Source organism: Nostoc sp. (assembly GCF_036917275.1).
In the GTDB taxonomy this organism is placed as follows: Bacteria; Cyanobacteriota; Cyanobacteriia; order Cyanobacteriales; family Nostocaceae; genus Nostoc.
Genome location: NZ_JBALDF010000026.1, coordinates 1 through 16,703 on the forward strand (window position 1 = coordinate 1; position 16,703 = coordinate 16,703).

General features: G+C 40.3%; 16 protein-coding genes. 7 read left to right on the forward strand and 9 right to left on the reverse strand.

All coding sequences use genetic code 11. The annotated features are described in order from the left end of the window. Positions 1 to 775: 775 nt before the first annotated feature. Both V7K35_RS09095 and V7K35_RS09100 read left to right on the forward strand, forming a co-directional pair. Positions 776 to 1,390, forward strand: coding sequence for a TetR/AcrR family transcriptional regulator (locus V7K35_RS09095; protein WP_335078184.1), 615 nt, complete (start codon positions 776 to 778; stop codon positions 1,388 to 1,390). Between the two features lie 63 nt (positions 1,391 to 1,453). Further along, positions 1,454 to 2,152, forward strand: a complete 699-nt coding sequence (locus V7K35_RS09100; RefSeq protein WP_335078186.1) for a type 1 glutamine amidotransferase — start codon at positions 1,454 to 1,456, stop codon at positions 2,150 to 2,152. A 45-nt stretch (positions 2,153 to 2,197) separates the two neighbouring features. Here V7K35_RS09100 and V7K35_RS09105 read toward each other — a convergent pair whose 3' ends face one another. The 5 genes from V7K35_RS09105 to V7K35_RS09125 all read right to left on the reverse strand — a co-directional run bounded on the left by V7K35_RS09105 (position 2,198) and on the right by V7K35_RS09125 (position 6,431). Further along, entirely contained in the window at positions 2,198 to 3,280 is a 1,083-nt protein-coding gene (locus V7K35_RS09105; RefSeq protein ID WP_335078188.1) for an energy-coupling factor ABC transporter ATP-binding protein, read from the reverse strand. Further along, positions 3,277 to 3,975 carry an ABC transporter permease gene (locus tag V7K35_RS09110; RefSeq protein ID WP_335078190.1) on the reverse strand — a complete coding sequence of 233 codons (699 nt, stop codon included), beginning with the start codon at positions 3,973 to 3,975 and terminating at the stop codon, positions 3,277 to 3,279. Before V7K35_RS09110 ends, V7K35_RS09105 begins: the two co-directional genes overlap by 4 nt. Before the next feature lie 82 nt (positions 3,976 to 4,057). After that, on the reverse strand, positions 4,058 to 4,936 hold the full coding sequence (locus tag V7K35_RS09115) for a substrate-binding domain-containing protein (protein ID WP_335078192.1): 879 nt from the start codon (positions 4,934 to 4,936) through the stop codon (positions 4,058 to 4,060). A gap of 48 nt (positions 4,937 to 4,984) precedes the next feature. After that, the gene (locus tag V7K35_RS09120) at positions 4,985 to 5,149 is read right to left on the reverse strand and encodes a hypothetical protein (RefSeq protein ID WP_335078194.1); all 165 of its coding nucleotides are present in this window, start codon (positions 5,147 to 5,149) and stop codon (positions 4,985 to 4,987) included. 4 nt (positions 5,150 to 5,153) lie between these two features. Beyond that, positions 5,154 to 6,431, reverse strand: a complete 1,278-nt coding sequence (locus V7K35_RS09125; protein WP_335078196.1) for a substrate-binding domain-containing protein — start codon at positions 6,429 to 6,431, stop codon at positions 5,154 to 5,156. A gap of 1,039 nt (positions 6,432 to 7,470) precedes the next feature. On the opposite strand from V7K35_RS09125, the gene V7K35_RS09130 reads away from it, so the two are divergent. The 3 genes from V7K35_RS09130 (at position 7,471) to V7K35_RS09140 (ending at position 9,776) form a co-directional block, all read left to right on the forward strand. After that, on the forward strand, positions 7,471 to 8,541 hold the full coding sequence (locus V7K35_RS09130; protein WP_335078198.1) for an NAD/NADP octopine/nopaline dehydrogenase family protein: 1,071 nt from the start codon (positions 7,471 to 7,473) through the stop codon (positions 8,539 to 8,541). Between the two features lie 428 nt (positions 8,542 to 8,969). Next, positions 8,970 to 9,377 carry a hypothetical protein gene (locus V7K35_RS09135; RefSeq protein WP_335078200.1) on the forward strand — a complete coding sequence of 136 codons (408 nt, stop codon included), beginning with the start codon at positions 8,970 to 8,972 and terminating at the stop codon, positions 9,375 to 9,377. Between the two features lie 21 nt (positions 9,378 to 9,398). After that, positions 9,399 to 9,776, forward strand: a complete 378-nt coding sequence (locus V7K35_RS09140) for a hypothetical protein (protein ID WP_335078202.1) — start codon at positions 9,399 to 9,401, stop codon at positions 9,774 to 9,776. Positions 9,777 to 10,121: 345 nt separating this feature from the next. Here the strand turns inward: V7K35_RS09140 and V7K35_RS09145 are convergent, their stop codons facing one another. Continuing rightward, complete coding sequence (locus V7K35_RS09145; protein ID WP_335078204.1) at positions 10,122 to 10,442, reverse strand: hypothetical protein; 321 nt, start codon at positions 10,440 to 10,442, stop codon at positions 10,122 to 10,124. Between the two features lie 1,056 nt (positions 10,443 to 11,498). Between V7K35_RS09145 and nifE the strand changes: the two genes are divergently transcribed. Further along, entirely contained in the window at positions 11,499 to 12,878 is a 1,380-nt protein-coding gene (nifE, locus tag V7K35_RS09150) for a nitrogenase iron-molybdenum cofactor biosynthesis protein NifE (RefSeq protein WP_335078206.1), read from the forward strand. A 59-nt stretch (positions 12,879 to 12,937) separates the two neighbouring features. On the opposite strand, the gene V7K35_RS09155 is transcribed toward nifE, so the two are convergent. The 3 genes from V7K35_RS09155 to V7K35_RS09165 form a co-directional block, all read right to left on the reverse strand. Then, positions 12,938 to 14,158 carry an acyl-CoA dehydrogenase family protein gene (locus V7K35_RS09155; RefSeq protein ID WP_335078207.1) on the reverse strand — a complete coding sequence of 407 codons (1,221 nt, stop codon included), beginning with the start codon at positions 14,156 to 14,158 and terminating at the stop codon, positions 12,938 to 12,940. A gap of 245 nt (positions 14,159 to 14,403) precedes the next feature. Next, entirely contained in the window at positions 14,404 to 15,423 is a 1,020-nt protein-coding gene (locus tag V7K35_RS09160; RefSeq protein WP_335078209.1) for an iron-siderophore ABC transporter substrate-binding protein, read from the reverse strand. A 157-nt stretch (positions 15,424 to 15,580) separates the two neighbouring features. Beyond that, positions 15,581 to 16,372 (reverse strand): ABC transporter ATP-binding protein, encoded by a 792-nt coding sequence (locus V7K35_RS09165; RefSeq protein ID WP_335078211.1) that lies wholly within the window; start codon positions 16,370 to 16,372, stop codon positions 15,581 to 15,583. Between V7K35_RS09165 and V7K35_RS09170 the strand changes: the two genes are divergently transcribed. Beyond that, a complete protein-coding gene (locus tag V7K35_RS09170) occupies positions 16,362 to 16,646 on the forward strand; it encodes a hypothetical protein (RefSeq protein ID WP_335078213.1) in 285 nt (94 codons plus the stop codon). The genes V7K35_RS09165 and V7K35_RS09170 overlap by 11 nt on opposite strands. The last annotated feature ends 57 nt before the right edge of the window (positions 16,647 to 16,703 follow it).

The window sequence follows — 16,703 nt, forward strand, 5'->3', positions numbered from 1 at the left end:
GAGTAATTGTAGCCACGAATACTGTTTGTAAATTAATTGGTCAGCGCAAGTAAATTGGCCAATTGTATGATATTCTTTATTTATAGGGAATCTAAATCGCTAAAGCACAAAGGATCTCCAAGCACTTACGCTCTAGTGAAGAAGTCAAATCTCATAAGTTAACCAATTGTTTGATGAACTGATGGTCTTGCTCCACAAGTCTCTGGAGGATTGTGGAAGTACTCGATCGGTAGCAGTTCCAAAGTTCGGGGGGATTTTGGTCTGCTTGCAGTTCATCAATCACTTTTGGGAAAAATCCTTGATTCTTTACAGATAGTTTTTTGTTAAGTCCTTAGAAAAAATCGAAGTTTTGGCGAATGAAAGGATAGAACAAGTAATTGATAACAGTATTTACAATTTGATTAACTGGATAAAATAAACTTAATTCAATATTGATATTGATGAAACACTCTAGTATTTAAAAGGAAGCAAAGAATGGTTAAGGGTGTTTTGCAATTTTCAATTTTTGTTAATTTATCCTGTTCATACACTTTATTGTATAGAGTTAAAATCTCTTTTGCAAATTTAACAGTGTAATTATGTCTAATAATTACAGTGTTTACAATTGCTTTAGTGTAAAATTTTAACAGAAATATCAAATATTTGACACATTTACAGCCTAACTTCAAAAAGTTACTAAAGCATCAAGTTTAAATAATTGTGAAGTTAGGAAAATCTTTATCAGTATTATTGATGAAGTATTTAATATTTACACGTTATCAAGGATGCGATCTAAATGACTAAACCGAAAACAACCCGTAAATCTGTTCACGATCGCATCCTAAGTACAGCATCAGCCTTGTTTTATCGAGAAGGAATTCGCAATGTCGGTATTGACAGAATCGTTGCGGAATCTGGGGTTGCTAAAATGTCGCTCTACAATCATTTCAAGTCAAAGGATGCATTGATTGAAGCGTGGCTGCGACAACAGGATGAACAATGGTGTGAATGGCTCAAAACCACAATTGAGCAACGAGCTTCTAACCCATCCCAACAACTACTGGCAATATTTGATGCCCTACGGGAATGGTTTGAGGGCCCAGATTTTCGAGGTTGTGCATTCATTAATGCTTCAGTGGAACTAGCCAATGCTGACCATCCTGGACATCGAGTGGCATTGGAGCATCAACAATCGATTTATCACTACATCAAGGGTCTAGCTCAAGCCGCAGAAGTTTCATCACCAGAACAGTTAGCTAGGCAATTACTTCTCATTGTGCAAGGTGCGATCGTGGTTGCGATGATGGAAGGAAGTTGGTCAACCGCTTCACAGGCGAAAAAAGTAGCAGCAACGTTAATCCAGACTGCATCAAAATCCGGCGTTACCGAAACAGTGCTGAGTGCTGAGTAAAAAAGTCTATGATATCATTGAACGTAAAAACTCACACTGCAACTAAGTTCGGAGCAGTCAGGGATGAGAATTCATTACTTACAACATGTGCCATTTGAAGGACTTGCTAGTATTGAACAGTGGTTGACAAAGAAAGATCATATTCTCTCCGTAACTAAGTTTTATAACGGTGACATTTTACCATCTGTTGATGGTCTAGATTGGGTGATAGTAATGGGCGGGCCCATGAATGTCTATGAGGATGATAAGTATCCTTGGTTGACTTTGGAAAAACATTTTATTGAAGAAGCAATTAAAAAGAATAAAATAGTTATTGGCATTTGTCTTGGTTCGCAGCTAATCGCTGATGTTTTAGGTTCTAAGGTTTACAAAGGTCAGGAAAAAGAAATAGGTTGGTATCCGATTCAAGTGACAACACAAGCACAAAATTATGCTGTTTTTGCTTCATTCCTTGTGTCTTTCTCTGTGTTTCATTGGCATGGTGATACTTTTGATTTACCACCGGGTGCTGTACGACTAGCCTCTAGTGAAGTATGTGCAAATCAAGCTTTCATTTATGGAGATAGAGTATTAGGTTTACAATTTCACCTAGAATCAACTAAAGACAGTGTTCGGCAAATTGTTGAAAATGGCGCTTCGGAATTAGTAACAGGTAAATATATCCAGAAACCCGAAGAAATGCTTGCACGGGATGATGATTTTAGTAATATAAATACTGCCATGTATAAAATTTTAGAGTATTTTGCTAATTTGAGTGACTAAATTCTTATTTCTACCGCTATTTTTAGTATAAAACCGTCTATTTTTCTAAACAAAATGTGCATCTTTAGGATTAAATGCCAGCTTAATTATCTCATGGGGATATACATTGCCGAATATATGATTCCGAGGCACTCTGGCAATTAAAGTTTGTTCTCCCACCTTAACCCAAATACTACAAATACCAATACCATTTAGAACCCGTTCTACTAATCCTTCAATAATTACCGAACACAGTTTGTGTCGTATTGAAGAACTTGCATCGTAAAGATTGAAAGTATCGCCAGATAAACAACATGTAGTAATTGGTTTTGTGATTTCCCCAGGATATAAAAACTCTATCCCGTTTGCAAGTTTGATAAAATTTCCACGGCTACTCCGTTCTACATGGCACGGAATAATATTATCTATCCCTACCAGTCTGGCAAGTTGCTCGTTAGCTGGTCGGCGGATGATAGTTTCCAAGTTATCATCCTGTATAATACAGCCGTCAAATAAAGCGATCGCTCTATCAGCAAAATGCAGTATATCTGTAAAATTATGACTGACTAATATGACTGCTGATCCCCTAGCTTGGGCCCATTGTCTAATTTTCTCAATTATCTGGGGACGTATTCCCACATCTAAAGAGGCAGAAGGCTCATCCAAAAGCAGCAATTCGGAATCAGCAACTAAACCGCAGGCAATACAAACTCGTTTGGCTTCACCACCGGACAGAGAACGAGCTGACTGATTTGCCAGGTGTTCACAGCCAAAAGTTGCAAGTGCAGTATATACCGTTTGCTTAATCTTGTGTGTTGGTGTGCCGCGAAACTTTAATACCTTGGCAACATTATTAAAAACAGTGTCATTCAGTAGTAAAGTTTCCTGAAATATCAAAGCCGAACGACGACGCAACAATGTTTTATTGGCACTGCGGACATCGTGTCCAAATAATTGTATCTCACCACGGTAAGGTTGCAAGAGATTGATTGTTCTTAACAAAGTGCTTTTACCAGCGCCATTGGGGCCAAGTACAGCAACCAGTTCTCCTGGACGGACTGCAAAATTTTCAATTGACAGGATATTTTTACGTGTTTTGCTATCGACGCTAACCTGCCGCATATTCAGGACATACTCATTAATACTCATAGAATTTTCTTGTCATGCTGTAAGATAGTCAGCAACACGATAACGGTGTATGTGATCAGGAGTAGAATGTATGCGATCGCCATTGCAACATCGTAATTTCCTTTCCCTACTTCCATAACGATTGCTGTAGTCAGAACTCTAGTCTGCCCCTTGATATTGCCGCCCACCATCATGGATGCACCAACTTCCGAGATGACGCGACCAAAACCAGCCATGATTGCAGCCATTAACCCTAACCGTGCTTCCTTGATTAGCAACCAGTTGACTTGCCACTGTGTCGCCCCCATTGATAACAGTCGCCAGCGTAGTTTCGGATTAATACTAATAATTGCCGTAAAACTGAAGCCAGCTACAATTGGAAAAGCAATGATGGCTTCGGCTAGGATCATAGCTGTGGGTGTGTACATCAAATCACTATCTCCTAACGGCCCAGACCGCCACAAAAACAGACTGACGAATAAACCGACTACAACTGGCGGTAATCCCATACCGAAGTTAATCAAACTTGTTAGAGTCTGCTTGCCAACAAAATCCACTAATGCCAGCCATAATCCTAATGGTAGTCCCAGTAAAACGCTAATGACTGTAGCTGTTCCAGATACGAACAATGTCATCGTCATGACTTGGAAAACGTCACTATCGCCACTGGTTAATAGCTCAAGAGCTTTCACAGCCCCTTCGATGATTGTATTCACAAATACAAATCTCTTCAAAAACTAGAAAATAATGGTGAATATGCAGTAAAGCAACCCTTGATGATCTGATACTCAATTTTTTCTAAAAGCCGTAATCTTTCTCCGTTTTACCGGCATCAACATAAAATAGCGGTTGTTTGAACTCTTTTTTACCGTGAGCTGCAATCAGTGTTTGTCCTTCAGGAGATAATACATAATTAATAAACGCTTTAGCTCCTGCACTATTCACTTTCGGGAATTTCTGAGGATTCACCTGCATGACATGGTACAAATTCAACAGTTTCTTGTCTCCTTGCACCAGTATTGGTAAAGACAAGTTTTTCTGCTGAAAAATATATGTCGCCCGATCTGCTAAGGTATATCCCCGTTTTTGATTAGCAACTTGCAAAGTTTCCGCCATTCCTAAACCTGTTTGCTGATACCAACTACCAGATGGTTTTATATTAGCCTGTTGCCATAAATCTTTTTCTAGTTTGTTAGTACCTGAGTCATCACCCCGCGATATAAACAATGCTTTGTTTTTAGCAATCAAAGAGAATGCTTCTACAGCATTCTTTTTTCCTCGAATATTTGCCTTATCCGTATCTGGGCCGACAATCACAAAATCATTGTGCATTACCAAGTGCCGATTAGTTACCGCACCACTTGCCAAAACTTTGCGTTCGGCTTTAGGTGAGTTGACGAATACGGCGTCAACTTCACGTTTTTCAGCTAGAGCCAAAGCCTGTCCAGTGCCGACAGAAATGCTTTTGAGCTTATATCCTGTTTTCTTTTCAATCGCCGGAACTAAATCATCTAGCAGTCCACTGTCCTGAATGCTGGTTGTCATCCCCACAATCAAATTTTTACTCGTTGGGGATTGTGCAATAGCTAGTTTTTGCTTAACCAGTAAATCACTAGCTTCAGCACTCAGAATTACCAAGCAAAATGCCAAACATGCAATGAAAATTCTCCGAACCATAGAACCTCTAGAAATATATGATTTATGCATTGACAGAGTAATAAGTTGTTACACAAAAGGATATTGAGACAGCACAGGAGCGATGCCTACGGCAACCCTAAGAGGGTACGCAATTTTTTCGTTGAAAGCTATACCTGCGGCTTGTTCGCCATTTCGCAAAATGGTGTCGTTAATCTGAATGGCATGGTTGTTCATAATGAAGTTATAATTCATGATTCTAAATATTTGCTACAACTTCCCCAGTCTTGCTGATGTCATAACCGCCGAGAATTTGTAATTGCGATCGCACTAGCTGATGTCCCAAGATATTGAGAAACTGCTGTACTGGTGCTTCTTCCAAGTATTCCTTGAGAATCACCAAGTCGTATCGCGCACTATGAAGGGGAATAAATCCCAAGCCAAAGGTAGCAGCTATAGATGCTGTACTAATACCTGCATTGGCAACTCCTGAGACTATAGATAAGGCAACATCTTGATGGTTGTGAACGATATGGTCAAATCTTTTCACAGTTTCAAATGGCACTCCTTCTTCTTGGAGTTTCCGTTCTAAAAGCATCCGATTGCCAGAACCTACTTCATGGGTGACAACAGTTGCTCCAAATTCTACTAAGTCGGAAACTGTTTTAATTCCCATAGGGTTTCCTGGTGGGACTAACAATCCTTCTTCCCAAACCCCAAGAGTAATCAAGACAGCACTCTTATCTGTTAAGGCTTCTCGCACAAAGGGAATGTTATGTTCCCCAGTTTTGGGATCGTATAAGTGCATCCCTGCAATGTGAACTTCACCTTTGCACAGACTATGCAATGCAGCCTTGCTGTGGGCGAAACGATAATGAACTCGCAGTTGCGGATGCCAGCGTTCAGTTGCTTTTGCTAAGAGTGAAAGCACAGGTGTACAACCAGCAATCACAACTGTGTTGTGCAATTTGTCCATATCATCCAGAAGTCTAACCAGAACTTTATTTGTACGTATCTGGCTCTGTGCTTCACCCGGAGGGTGAGGCTCGTTTCTCACTACCGTTGAAGCTAATGGCAGTTTGCTTATGCTGGGGAACCCGTCCACCCCTACAGGTGATGCTCCTACGCCGCTACCGCTTGCGCTAACGCCACTCCCTTCAATAAGGTGGCTCGCTGCAACTACCTCACCATCAGATGGAATCATTTCGATGCGAAAAGCATCTCTGCCTAATAAAGGATAAGCTATCCATCGATCTCCAATCCGCGCTAGACTAACTTGCGATCGCTGTAGGTTCGGGATCGAATCGGTAAGAATCGCCTCAATTTGGGGTAAATCCTCCTCTGTTAGCCAGAATAAATCCTCAACTTGGCAACCAAGTGCCTTAGCTAAACGCAAGGAAACAGTAACAGAAGGCGCACATTGTCCTGTTTCCACAGCACCAATACTCTGACGGGTTACGCCAGCTATATTAGCTAATTCTTGCTGACTCATGCCCAGACGATTCCTAATTGCCTTCAGGTTATTGTAAATATTCATATCCTGCTTTATAAGGCTGTATCTCTCCGTTATAAAAAGCCGTAGCGGACACATTTAATCTGACTTGAAAAAGGCCAGTGCGCCCTTGCGGTTTGCCGACTTGTAGCAACTGGCGTCTATAAGGGAAAGTCGATTTTCATGACTGACTGTGAAATTTTTCATGATTGACTGCCTAAGTAATAACAAGGTCTTACATTTGTATTTGTTGTATTTTATTTTTGAAAAAAATCAGCACACTTTATTCTTTCTTCCCTGTTCCCTATCTCTATGAATGATTCACCGAATCAAATCGGATTGCTATAGCGTGTGCCTTTTCTGCTGAAAGTTTTGTTAATGCTTTTGTAATTTTGCATACATATTTTCAAAATACTTGCCAGATTTTTGTTTTTGCAGGAAGTCAAGTAATTTCTAGACTTTTTGTTAGTTTATTACTGTTTTTTATCCCTTTGTAGCAAGCATATCATACACATGTCCAAAATAATTGCTAAACTAATAAAAAGTTTCACCTCAGATTTTTTTAGGAAAAGTGTATTTATAAATACAGAATTTTTCCTAATTTTGTAACCATGATGAACGATCTTAAGCTTAAATATTTACGTCCAACGTACCTGTGTCCATATGTTAAGTAGGTGGATGGGAAAATTTATAACTATGTCATTGCGTTCGCCCCTGGCGTTCCCGAAGGGTACGAAACAAAGCAAAGTCAATCAATCACAAGAGTTTCAAGCATTTTACATTTCGTTACATAGTTAGGTTTATTTGAGTCAACCTACTTAACCATCAGATTTTTATTAGCAATGGCTCCACCCGCCGCAGGCATCGCTTTGGAAAAATTGATTGCTGATGTGTTCCATCGGAATAATAATTTGTAGTTATTATCTTAAATGTGGTTATGTGCCGATGCAGACGCACAAGGCTTGCAACTTTTACGCGAGTGCATAATTCACACTTGGATTCAGCAATGCCCAGACAAAATTCTTATACGAATGATGAATTTAAAATATCCTTGTTTATGGTTTTCGGATAAACTAATTGGCACATGCTACAGACTAAATACTTGGTTGTGGGTAAAGGACACATTGGTTTAGCGACAGCTGCCTATTTGAGTAATCAAGGACATACTGTTTACCTTTTCTCTCGCCGTTCTTCCATTGTTGCTCAGACAAGAACCATTCACTCAATTGGATCAGTTTCTCCCGGAAGTTATCTAGTTGCAGCTTGTTCCAATAACATTTATGAGTTGGCGGCACTCAATGATGGGAAACTACCACTCAACGTGCTGATCTGTTGTCGTGGGCAAGACATCGAACCCTACGCCAGAATTTTAGCTGAATATATCAATCCTCAAATGAACATTCTGGTTTTCTGTGCTAGCCGCTTTGCAGGTCGGGTTTTTTGTAAGGTACTCCAGAGATTAGGAATAGCTAAGGAACAATTGCCTGCTGTAGCTGATGTCAACAATACTCCGTTCGTCAGTCGCGGTAATATGGAGGATAAAATCAGGATTAGCACACTTACCAACAAATTCTTTGTGGCGGCTCAGAACCGAATCATGACAAGTCGGATTGTGAGTGCTTACCAAGTTGTATTTAGTAATTTATGGGCTGCTGCTTCGGTTTTAGAAATTAATCTGAATAAAGTTAATGACATTATTCACCTTCCTCTACTTCTGGTTTCATTAGCTAGATGGGAATCTGGTGAGGATTACAACCTCTATCATAACCTTGGTTCCCGTACTGTTGGACTCATTGACCATCTGGATAGCGATCGCATAGCAGTGGGTGAAGCACTGGGAGTCCTCAACTTAATTGATATCAAAAGCCACTATCAAATCGCATATGGAACCACTGGCTCATCCCTTTATGAAAATATGCAGCAGGTTGGAGCCTACTCCAATACGATGTTGTGTAACCCTCATCACCGCTATTTGGTTGAGGATCTACCTTATGGCTGTTTTCCCCTACAAGTTTTAGCTCGCCTAGCTGGAGTAGAAACACCATTTCTGGACAGTTGCATCACAATCGGAAATAAGTTCCTTGACATACCTCTAGAGTGGAATGCTGAGTTTCTGGAATTGGATCGGCATCAGCTCGGTCAAGAACTTTTGTGATATTACCATCTTTGAACTGCTCTTCTATTCACCGGAGTTGAATTTGATTGAGGTTTTGTGGCAGTTTAATAAGTATAAATGAATTGATATAGATGCTTACTTTAGTTGGGAAAGTTTTATCCTATCTGTTGAAAAATTCTTGGAAAATTTGGGAAAAATTATGTAATTAATTTTATCTTATTAAATTATCTGGAGCATGACAATTATAAAATAGCTCTTAATCAGTGATTAAGGCAGTGATAGTATTGAGTGATAATAATTAATAATTGATAAATAATTTAAATTAGAAAAAAAATATGTAAGTTGCTATTTTCTCAGTCACTCAGAATTAATTTATTAATAAAATATTATCTTAGTTAGATGGACGTTAAAAAGTAGTTTATATTTGTTATTACAATGGTGCAATTTATTAATTAGATAGTTAGCTAATGACACAAACAACTCAATACGCACACTACATGCAGGCTGACCAACGCCCTAGTATCAAAGAGCCAATAGAACTATCACCTTTAGTTGGTAACTGGATTAATACTAAATCAGATACTAATTATTTGGTGCGGGTGGTTCTGACTGAACAAGATGGTCGCCTTGTGTTTCAGGGTTATGGAGCCAACGAACCTAATCCAATTGACTGGGGTAAGGTTGAAGCGGTGGCTTACGGTGTAGGAACCTCACTTGTAGCAGGAGGATTCCACGCTTTTTATAAGCTAGACGGGATTGAGACACATCTGGTGGCAAACCAAAAATTGGGAATCTTAGTCATTCAGTCCTATACCCGCTACATAGATAGTAGTGGTCGAAGCGATCATTTTGCCCGTGAGTTTTTTCATCGCTAGTAAAAAGAGGAAGATTTCAAGATGGAACGAAACGAAATTTACGGAAACCAGCCTAAGGACACCGTGATTGATTTCACACCTTATTTAGGAACCTGGATAAACTCCAACACAAAGACTACATGGATCGATAAATTTACCCTAACCAAGCATAATGAGCAAATTATTATGCACGCTTATGGTGCCGAGTCCCTCAAAGATTGGGGTGAGACTGAGGTGACACCGTTTGTAGATAATATCAATGAGAAGGCTTTTTGTGCAAAATACGATCACGATTCAGTGGAATCTTTGTTGGCAGCGAATATGAACAAAGATTTGTGGGTTATTGCTGCGTTTCACAAGTTCAAGGATGGCAGCCAACCCAATTTTCTGTGTCGAGAGTTTTACTATCGGCCGGACTAAGATGAAGTTCCTCCTTGCATTTGTACAGTAAAGCTCATAAGCTTTGCTGTACAAAAAGTCTAGGATTTAACACTTAAAACACCATATCCATGTAAACGCTGGAACTAAACGCCTTGTCATTAACTTTGTTGGGTTTCGCTTACGCTCAAACGCCACTTGCTTCTCAAGGGAGAGGCTGCGCGAACAACGGGGGGAACCACCAAGGACGCACTGCCTCCCAAACTCACTATTCTTCTTAACCGAACCGTATTGGGTGATAAGGGATTTCCAAATTTAGTAGGGCACTACCTTATTTGCATCATTACCGTGTGAAACCCGCTGCATACAACAGCGGGTTTCTGCTGACTACACTTTTTGTGTATCTACTTCTTGTGGATGATAGTAGTCTTGAACGTATTTACTAGTTACTTCTAGCAGTGTGGCGTGACCTTCAGAACTTAGCTGTGGGTACGCTGACACTGCGCTACTGATATAAGAGGTAAAATCGGTTTCACTGGGATTGAAGAACTCTTGTCCGATCACGAGTGCGGCATAAGTTTCAGACATTTTAGTGCTGAATCCGTGCTCGGTTAGTCCATCAAGCATATAGCGAAATAGCCAGTTAGCGTCAGGGTCATGCTCAATCAATTTAGAAGCGCCAGTCATAAAGTCTTGGTATTCAGTCATTGAGGTTACTCCTTTGGCAACTTATATTCTCGAATAATTCTGGCAATCACACTGCTTAGAGAAAACAGCCCAGGTTTTTAGACAAGGCTTCAAACTTTTCGTCGCAAATTGGAAAGTTTACTCGACAATGACTCCTATCGTGAGGCTTTTCGAGTATGAAATTTATGACTCGAAGCAAAAATGAGGGATTAAACATAGTTAAATTGAAATAGTTAATTTTCCCAACTAAACATCCCTACTCAACTCATATAGCAATCATATCTGATTTATGAAAATCGTCAGTCTTAGATACCGACTTATTTAATAAGTAGATAATCTTATTGTTCATGAATGAATGGTACTAAGATAAGTCCAAAGTCTTGTTTTGTCTCGTTCCCAGCCTCCAGGCTGGGAACCCATTGTGAGAGGCTCCGCCTCCTCTTTGTTAACCAGAGGCAGAGCCTCTTGGAACTCGTTCCCAGTCTTCAGACTGGGAACAAGGTTACACAAGCTTTTCGGCTTTTCTTAGTGCCATTCGTTCATGAATGATTTAAGATTGCTATATATAGTTAGAATAGTCTACCTATTTTAATAAAATCATATCTTTATTTTCCACAATAATCATATTTTATATATAGACAGTTCTATCTACATATAACTGTTTGTATCACTAAAGTTTCAATACTAATTTATGATATTGTTATTAGTTTTACTATTATTAATTACAATTATTGTTAGGGTGTTAAAGTCAAGTTCCTCAAAGAATTGTTATTCCAAGACTACAAAAAAATTAAGAATCTTTCTTGTGTCACTTGACAAATTAAACGAACATTTGCAGAATGAGTATCAATATAGAGTAAAATAACGATTTTTATTCATTTTTGCGTTTTTGTTATTTGCAGCAAAAACTGTATTTATTGAGATGCAGGCTACTCAAATTAAAATTTAGGATATCGCTTAACTAAAGCATATTTTATGCTAAAAATTAGAGTTAGAAAATAATTTAGCAACCGACACCGCACCTTCTAACTCCTAAATTTTGACTATTTTTTATGAATCTTCAGTAAGAGAAAAGGTATGAAAAATACTCAAGTAACAATTAACGGAACAGCTTGCAAACATCAACAGAAAAAATTGAGTGACAAGAAAAAACTATCTTGTACAAAACCACCACAACCAGGTGCAAACCAAGGAAATTGTCCTTTAGATGGAGCGATGGTTTCTGTCGGAGCTATTACTGATGTTGCTCATGTAGTACATGGTGCTATTGGTTGTACTCATAATCCTTGGGCGACTCATGGTAGCCTCTCGTCAGGCTCTCAATTATACCAAAGTGCTTTTACTACTGATTTTGGCGAGAATAATGTCATTTTTAGTGGTGAAAAGAAACTCTACAAAGCTATTCTCGATGTTGCTCAACGATATAATCCTGCGGCTGTTTTTGTCTACGCTACTTGTATTACCGCTTTGATTGGTGATGATATCGATAGTATCTGTAAACTGGCTGCACAGAAAATAGATATTCCGGTTGTTTATGTAAATTCACCTGGATTTCTTGGTAGTAAAAATTTAGGTAATCGCATCGGTAATGAGACTTTATTGAAATATGTAATCGGAACGGCAGAACCAGAATTTACCACTCCTTTCGATATCAATATTGTTGGTGAGTACAACGTTGCTGGTGATTTATGGAATGTTTTACCATTATTCAAGAGATTGGGTATACGGGTTCTCTCTAAAATTACGGGCGATGCTCGTTATAAAGAAGTTTGCTATGCTCATCGTGCTAAGTTGAATGTAGTCATTTGCTCAAATGTAGTGCTGCCAATGGCGCAAACAATGAAAGAACTTTATGGAATTCCTTATGTTGAAGAATCTTTCTTCGGTGTGGAAAACTTAAACCATTGTTTGCGAAATATTGCAGCAACATTAGGGGATAAATATCTTCAAGAACGTACAGAATGGTTGATAAAAGAAGAAAATGCAGCCCTAGATATTGCCCTAGCTCCCTACCGTGCCCAATTGAAAGGTAAGCGAATTATTCTTTCTACTGGTGGTGTAAAGATTTGGTCGATTATTTTAGCCGCCAAAGATTTGGGAATGGAAGTGATTGCTACCACTAACGCAAAGACTACAGAAGAGGAGAAAGCAAAAATCAAACAATATCTTGGTCAAGATGGCATTGTTTTGCGCGAAGCAACCCCGGAAGTATTATTAAAAGTACTAAAGGATACAAAGGCTGATGTGCTTATTACTGGGAATGGCAATAAATATACAGCACTGAAAGCACAAATTCCTTTTTTGGATGTTAACCATGAACGCCATCATGCCTACGCTGGTTATATGGGGCTGGTAGAACTGGCACGAGAATTGTACAAAGCCTTGTATAGTCCTGTGTGGGAGCAAGTCAGCAAACCTGCTCCTTGGGATGAAAAAATTAACCATGATCTGGCTTGACCGATCTATCTACCACAAGTTGCCTCAATCTCTCCAATGTATTTTTTATTATAAGTTTACTACTCTGTAAGGTCTTCTTGGCGATTTGGGTGGGTGTTGAAATAGGCACGATCGCAGGATTGCCCTAGAATCTCTTGACCAATTGAAGACAAAACGCGATCGCAATTATCGTGCAATACGTAAAAGGATAAATCTCGCAATATTCGCTCCACAGGACTCGGTTTAATCAAAGAGCGAGATCCACAAGCGTGTATGCAGTCGTTCACCGTTTCCAAAGCCAGTTGTTCAGTTATGTAACGGGCGCGATTACCTGCTTGTTTTGCTCCTAATACCTGGCCTGTTTCCCAAAGAGTGGCTACCTGCCGCAGCCATAAATGCATAGTATCTATATTAATTGCTGCCTTAGCAATTCGGTGTTGTACGTAGGGGTCGTCTCCTTTTTCCTGTTTGTTGATGTATGCTAAAGCATAATCATAGGCTCCTTCAGCAGCTCCGAGAAAAGCAGCGCCATATAAAGGTGTAAACCGCGTCTGCCACTCCTGTTGGATGTACTGTCCTGGATAGCCAATCAAGTTTTCTTTAGGGATGAAAGTACGTTCAAAGCGAACTAAGTAACTCACTGTGCCTCTCATCCCAATTGGCTGCCACCAACTATCATCAAAGCTAATACTGGGGTCGGATAAGTTGCAGGCTAGTAACAACACTGATGTCGGTGAGCCATTGCTATGACGCGCTCCCCCAGGCCCTGCTGTGTTGACCAAGAGAATTGCCCACTGTGCTTCTGGGGCACTAGTAGCGAATACCTTTGTACCATCTATGATGTATCCCTCATCTACCACTTGAACACTTGTGCCAAGGCTGGCTTTTTGACCTGGAATCTGAGATTGGGGTTCTCCACTCCAAGCCGCCCATTTCTCGCCACGCTGAACAATACCCTCAAACCAGCGCTTTTTCTGAGACTCATTAGCCATAGCCGCTAGTAAAACTTGGGCATTTGCGTGTCCTTCCCAGCAACGAGCTAGGGATAAATCTACTTTTGCCAGTTCCTTAGTCATCATCCATAGGGTAAAGATATCGCTATCATGTCCTAACCCTAGACCACCATATTCAGTTGGCACAACAGGCGCATTCAGACCTGCTTGAAAAAGGTCTTCAAAATCTTCTCTTGGGAAGCTAGCATTCTGGTCATAACCAGCGGCGCGAGAGGCGAACTTATCACGTGCAAGTTGGCTGATGCGTTCAATCAGAGTTTGCTTGTTGAGAGTTAAATTGAATATCATTTAATAGAGTTTTCTAGACTTGTTTTTAGTTGCTAACTTTATATCTTGTACCAGTAGCTTGATTGCAATTTGTGTAAGTAGCTTATTTTAATCCGATATGAATAATAATTATATTGACAAATAAAAGTAGCATATTGATATGCACGCTCAGAACATATTGTTTGTCTTTTTCGATATAGACTTGAGACTGACAACTCGAAAATTAACCACTAATAAAAATGATGTTACGCTTTTGCACACTTTATTCATTTACTCCTGGTTTTTTCCAGTGGGTGCAAGATATAAGTAAATAAATCATTAATAACTCGATTAGCTGATATGTAGCTACCTGTGAGCCAATAATAATCATCAACTACATAAACTTTACCCTGCCTAACAACATTAAGCTTTGACCACAGTGGCTCTGCCATGAGTTGATTGACAGCTATCTTTGACTGTGCAGGGTCTTTGAAACCGTAGCGCACTACAAATAGGATATCACCATCTATCTGAGTAAGGCTCTCTGGAGAGATATTGTAGCCAACGGGGTTGCCCGCTTTCTTTTGAGTTGCTTTAGCATCCAGATTTTGCGAAGGAGGACGGATTAGACCAGCATCCTGTATAATCACTCCAGAGAATGCACCCTTGGTCAAAGGGTTAATCGTCTTTGGGATGAGGCGCACGACGGAAACTAAAGTTTTTTTGAGTCTCGAACCCATCTTCTGTTTGAATTCGGCTAAACGTACGTTGTAATCATCTATTAAACGTTTTGCCGTCTCGGTTTTTCCCAGAGCTTTTGCTGCTGGCATAAACGGTTTTTTCCAGTCTCCATTGCTTTGCACCTTCAGCAGAACGGTGGGTGCAATGTGAGACCATAAACTGTAAGTATCCCGGTTCCGCGTCGTACCTAAGATCAAGTCCGGCTTAAGAGTTATAACCTTCTCCATATTCGGTGGTGTCAGAACCGCACCAATGTTTTCAACGCCTGGATGCTTATCCTGTAACCCTAGCCCTTGGAGAGTTTTAGCTGGATCTGGAGCACCTACCAGATTGGCTCCTAGAGCTAGAGGTATTTCCACTAGCCACGGGTCTATAACAACGACTCGTTGAGGATGGACGGGAACTAGAGTCTGACCAATTGCGTGTTGGACTACCTGGACGGGCACAGGTGATGTCTGGCTTGAGGGAGCGATGGCTATATCACGGGTTAGTAATTGACGACTGAAGGAACTGCAAGCACAAACCACTAAGAGCGTGAGCAGTACAAAAAAGCAGAACTTAGGCATATTGACAAAGTGAAGAATATAGAAGTGATGGTACGATCGCGTATTGGCTGTGCAAAAGGTTGTGTTGCAAAAACTTGCGAAAGACAAAATGTCTGTTTTTTCAACTCCTGCACCCATCAATATCTTGTTGTATGCTTTACCTCTAGACCGTGTGTGATCATTTCTTTCCTAAAGGTAAACACAAAGGTGTCCCTGTTACTGGGTCTGGTACAATTCGACAAGCTAATCCAAACACCTCCTGCACCATTTCTTCTGTCATGACATCTGCCGGAGTTCCATAAGCCATAACAGCGCCATCACGTAAGGCTACTAGCTGATGAGCATAACGACACGCCTGATTCAGGTCATGCAACACCATGACAATCGTTCGCCCCTCAAGTTGATTTAAATCCCACAGCAAATCCAATACTTCCACTTGATGAGCTAAGTCTAAGAAAGTTGTCGGCTCATCTAATAGTAGTATCTGCGTATCTTGCGCTAAAGTCATGGCTATCCAAGCACGTTGCTTCTGTCCACCCGAAAGGGTGTCTACGGCTCTATGGGTTAATTCGTTGAGGTCTGTAGTTGTTAGTGCTTTGCGGACTTGACGTTCATCTTCAGTTGTCCAAGATTGCAGCCAACTTTTTTGATATGGATAACGACCTTGTGCTACCAAATCTCGCACAGTCATTCCTTCTGGTGCAATTGGCCCTTGAGGAAGAATACCGAGTTGTTGTGCAACTTTGGTCGTTGACTGTCGAAAAATATCAGCACCATTGAGATATACATTGCCAATATGGGGCTTGAGTAGTCTGGCTAAACCTCGCAGTAGAGTAGATTTTCCGCAACCATTGGGGCCAACTAGAGCAGTAATTTGTCCTGTGGGAATTAACAGATTAAGATTGGATATGATGGGTTTGCCATCGTAAGCTAGGCTCAAATGTTGGGTTTCAAGGACTGTGTTGTCCATAAGACTTTCTGATTGCAAGGATAAGTGGTCTGAAAGTGCGTGGCTGCAAAGCGGCTTCTACTGGCAGATGGCATCGCCGCGTAGTGCGTTGTTGCGTTCGCCCTTGGCGTTGGCAAAGCCATCGCTTTTGAATCCAACTAATAATTGTTGGCAGGGGAATGACCAAAATCCAATTGATCAAGCTAGTCAAAATGCTGGAGCAGAGCATCTTGTGAAAATCTGGTCATCAAAAACCAAATATTCCCCTAAAGTTAGCGATCGCCTTTCAGGATAGATATTTAGATCTTATTATAATAATATTACCAATAATGTTGGTTATTTAGTTCTGCAC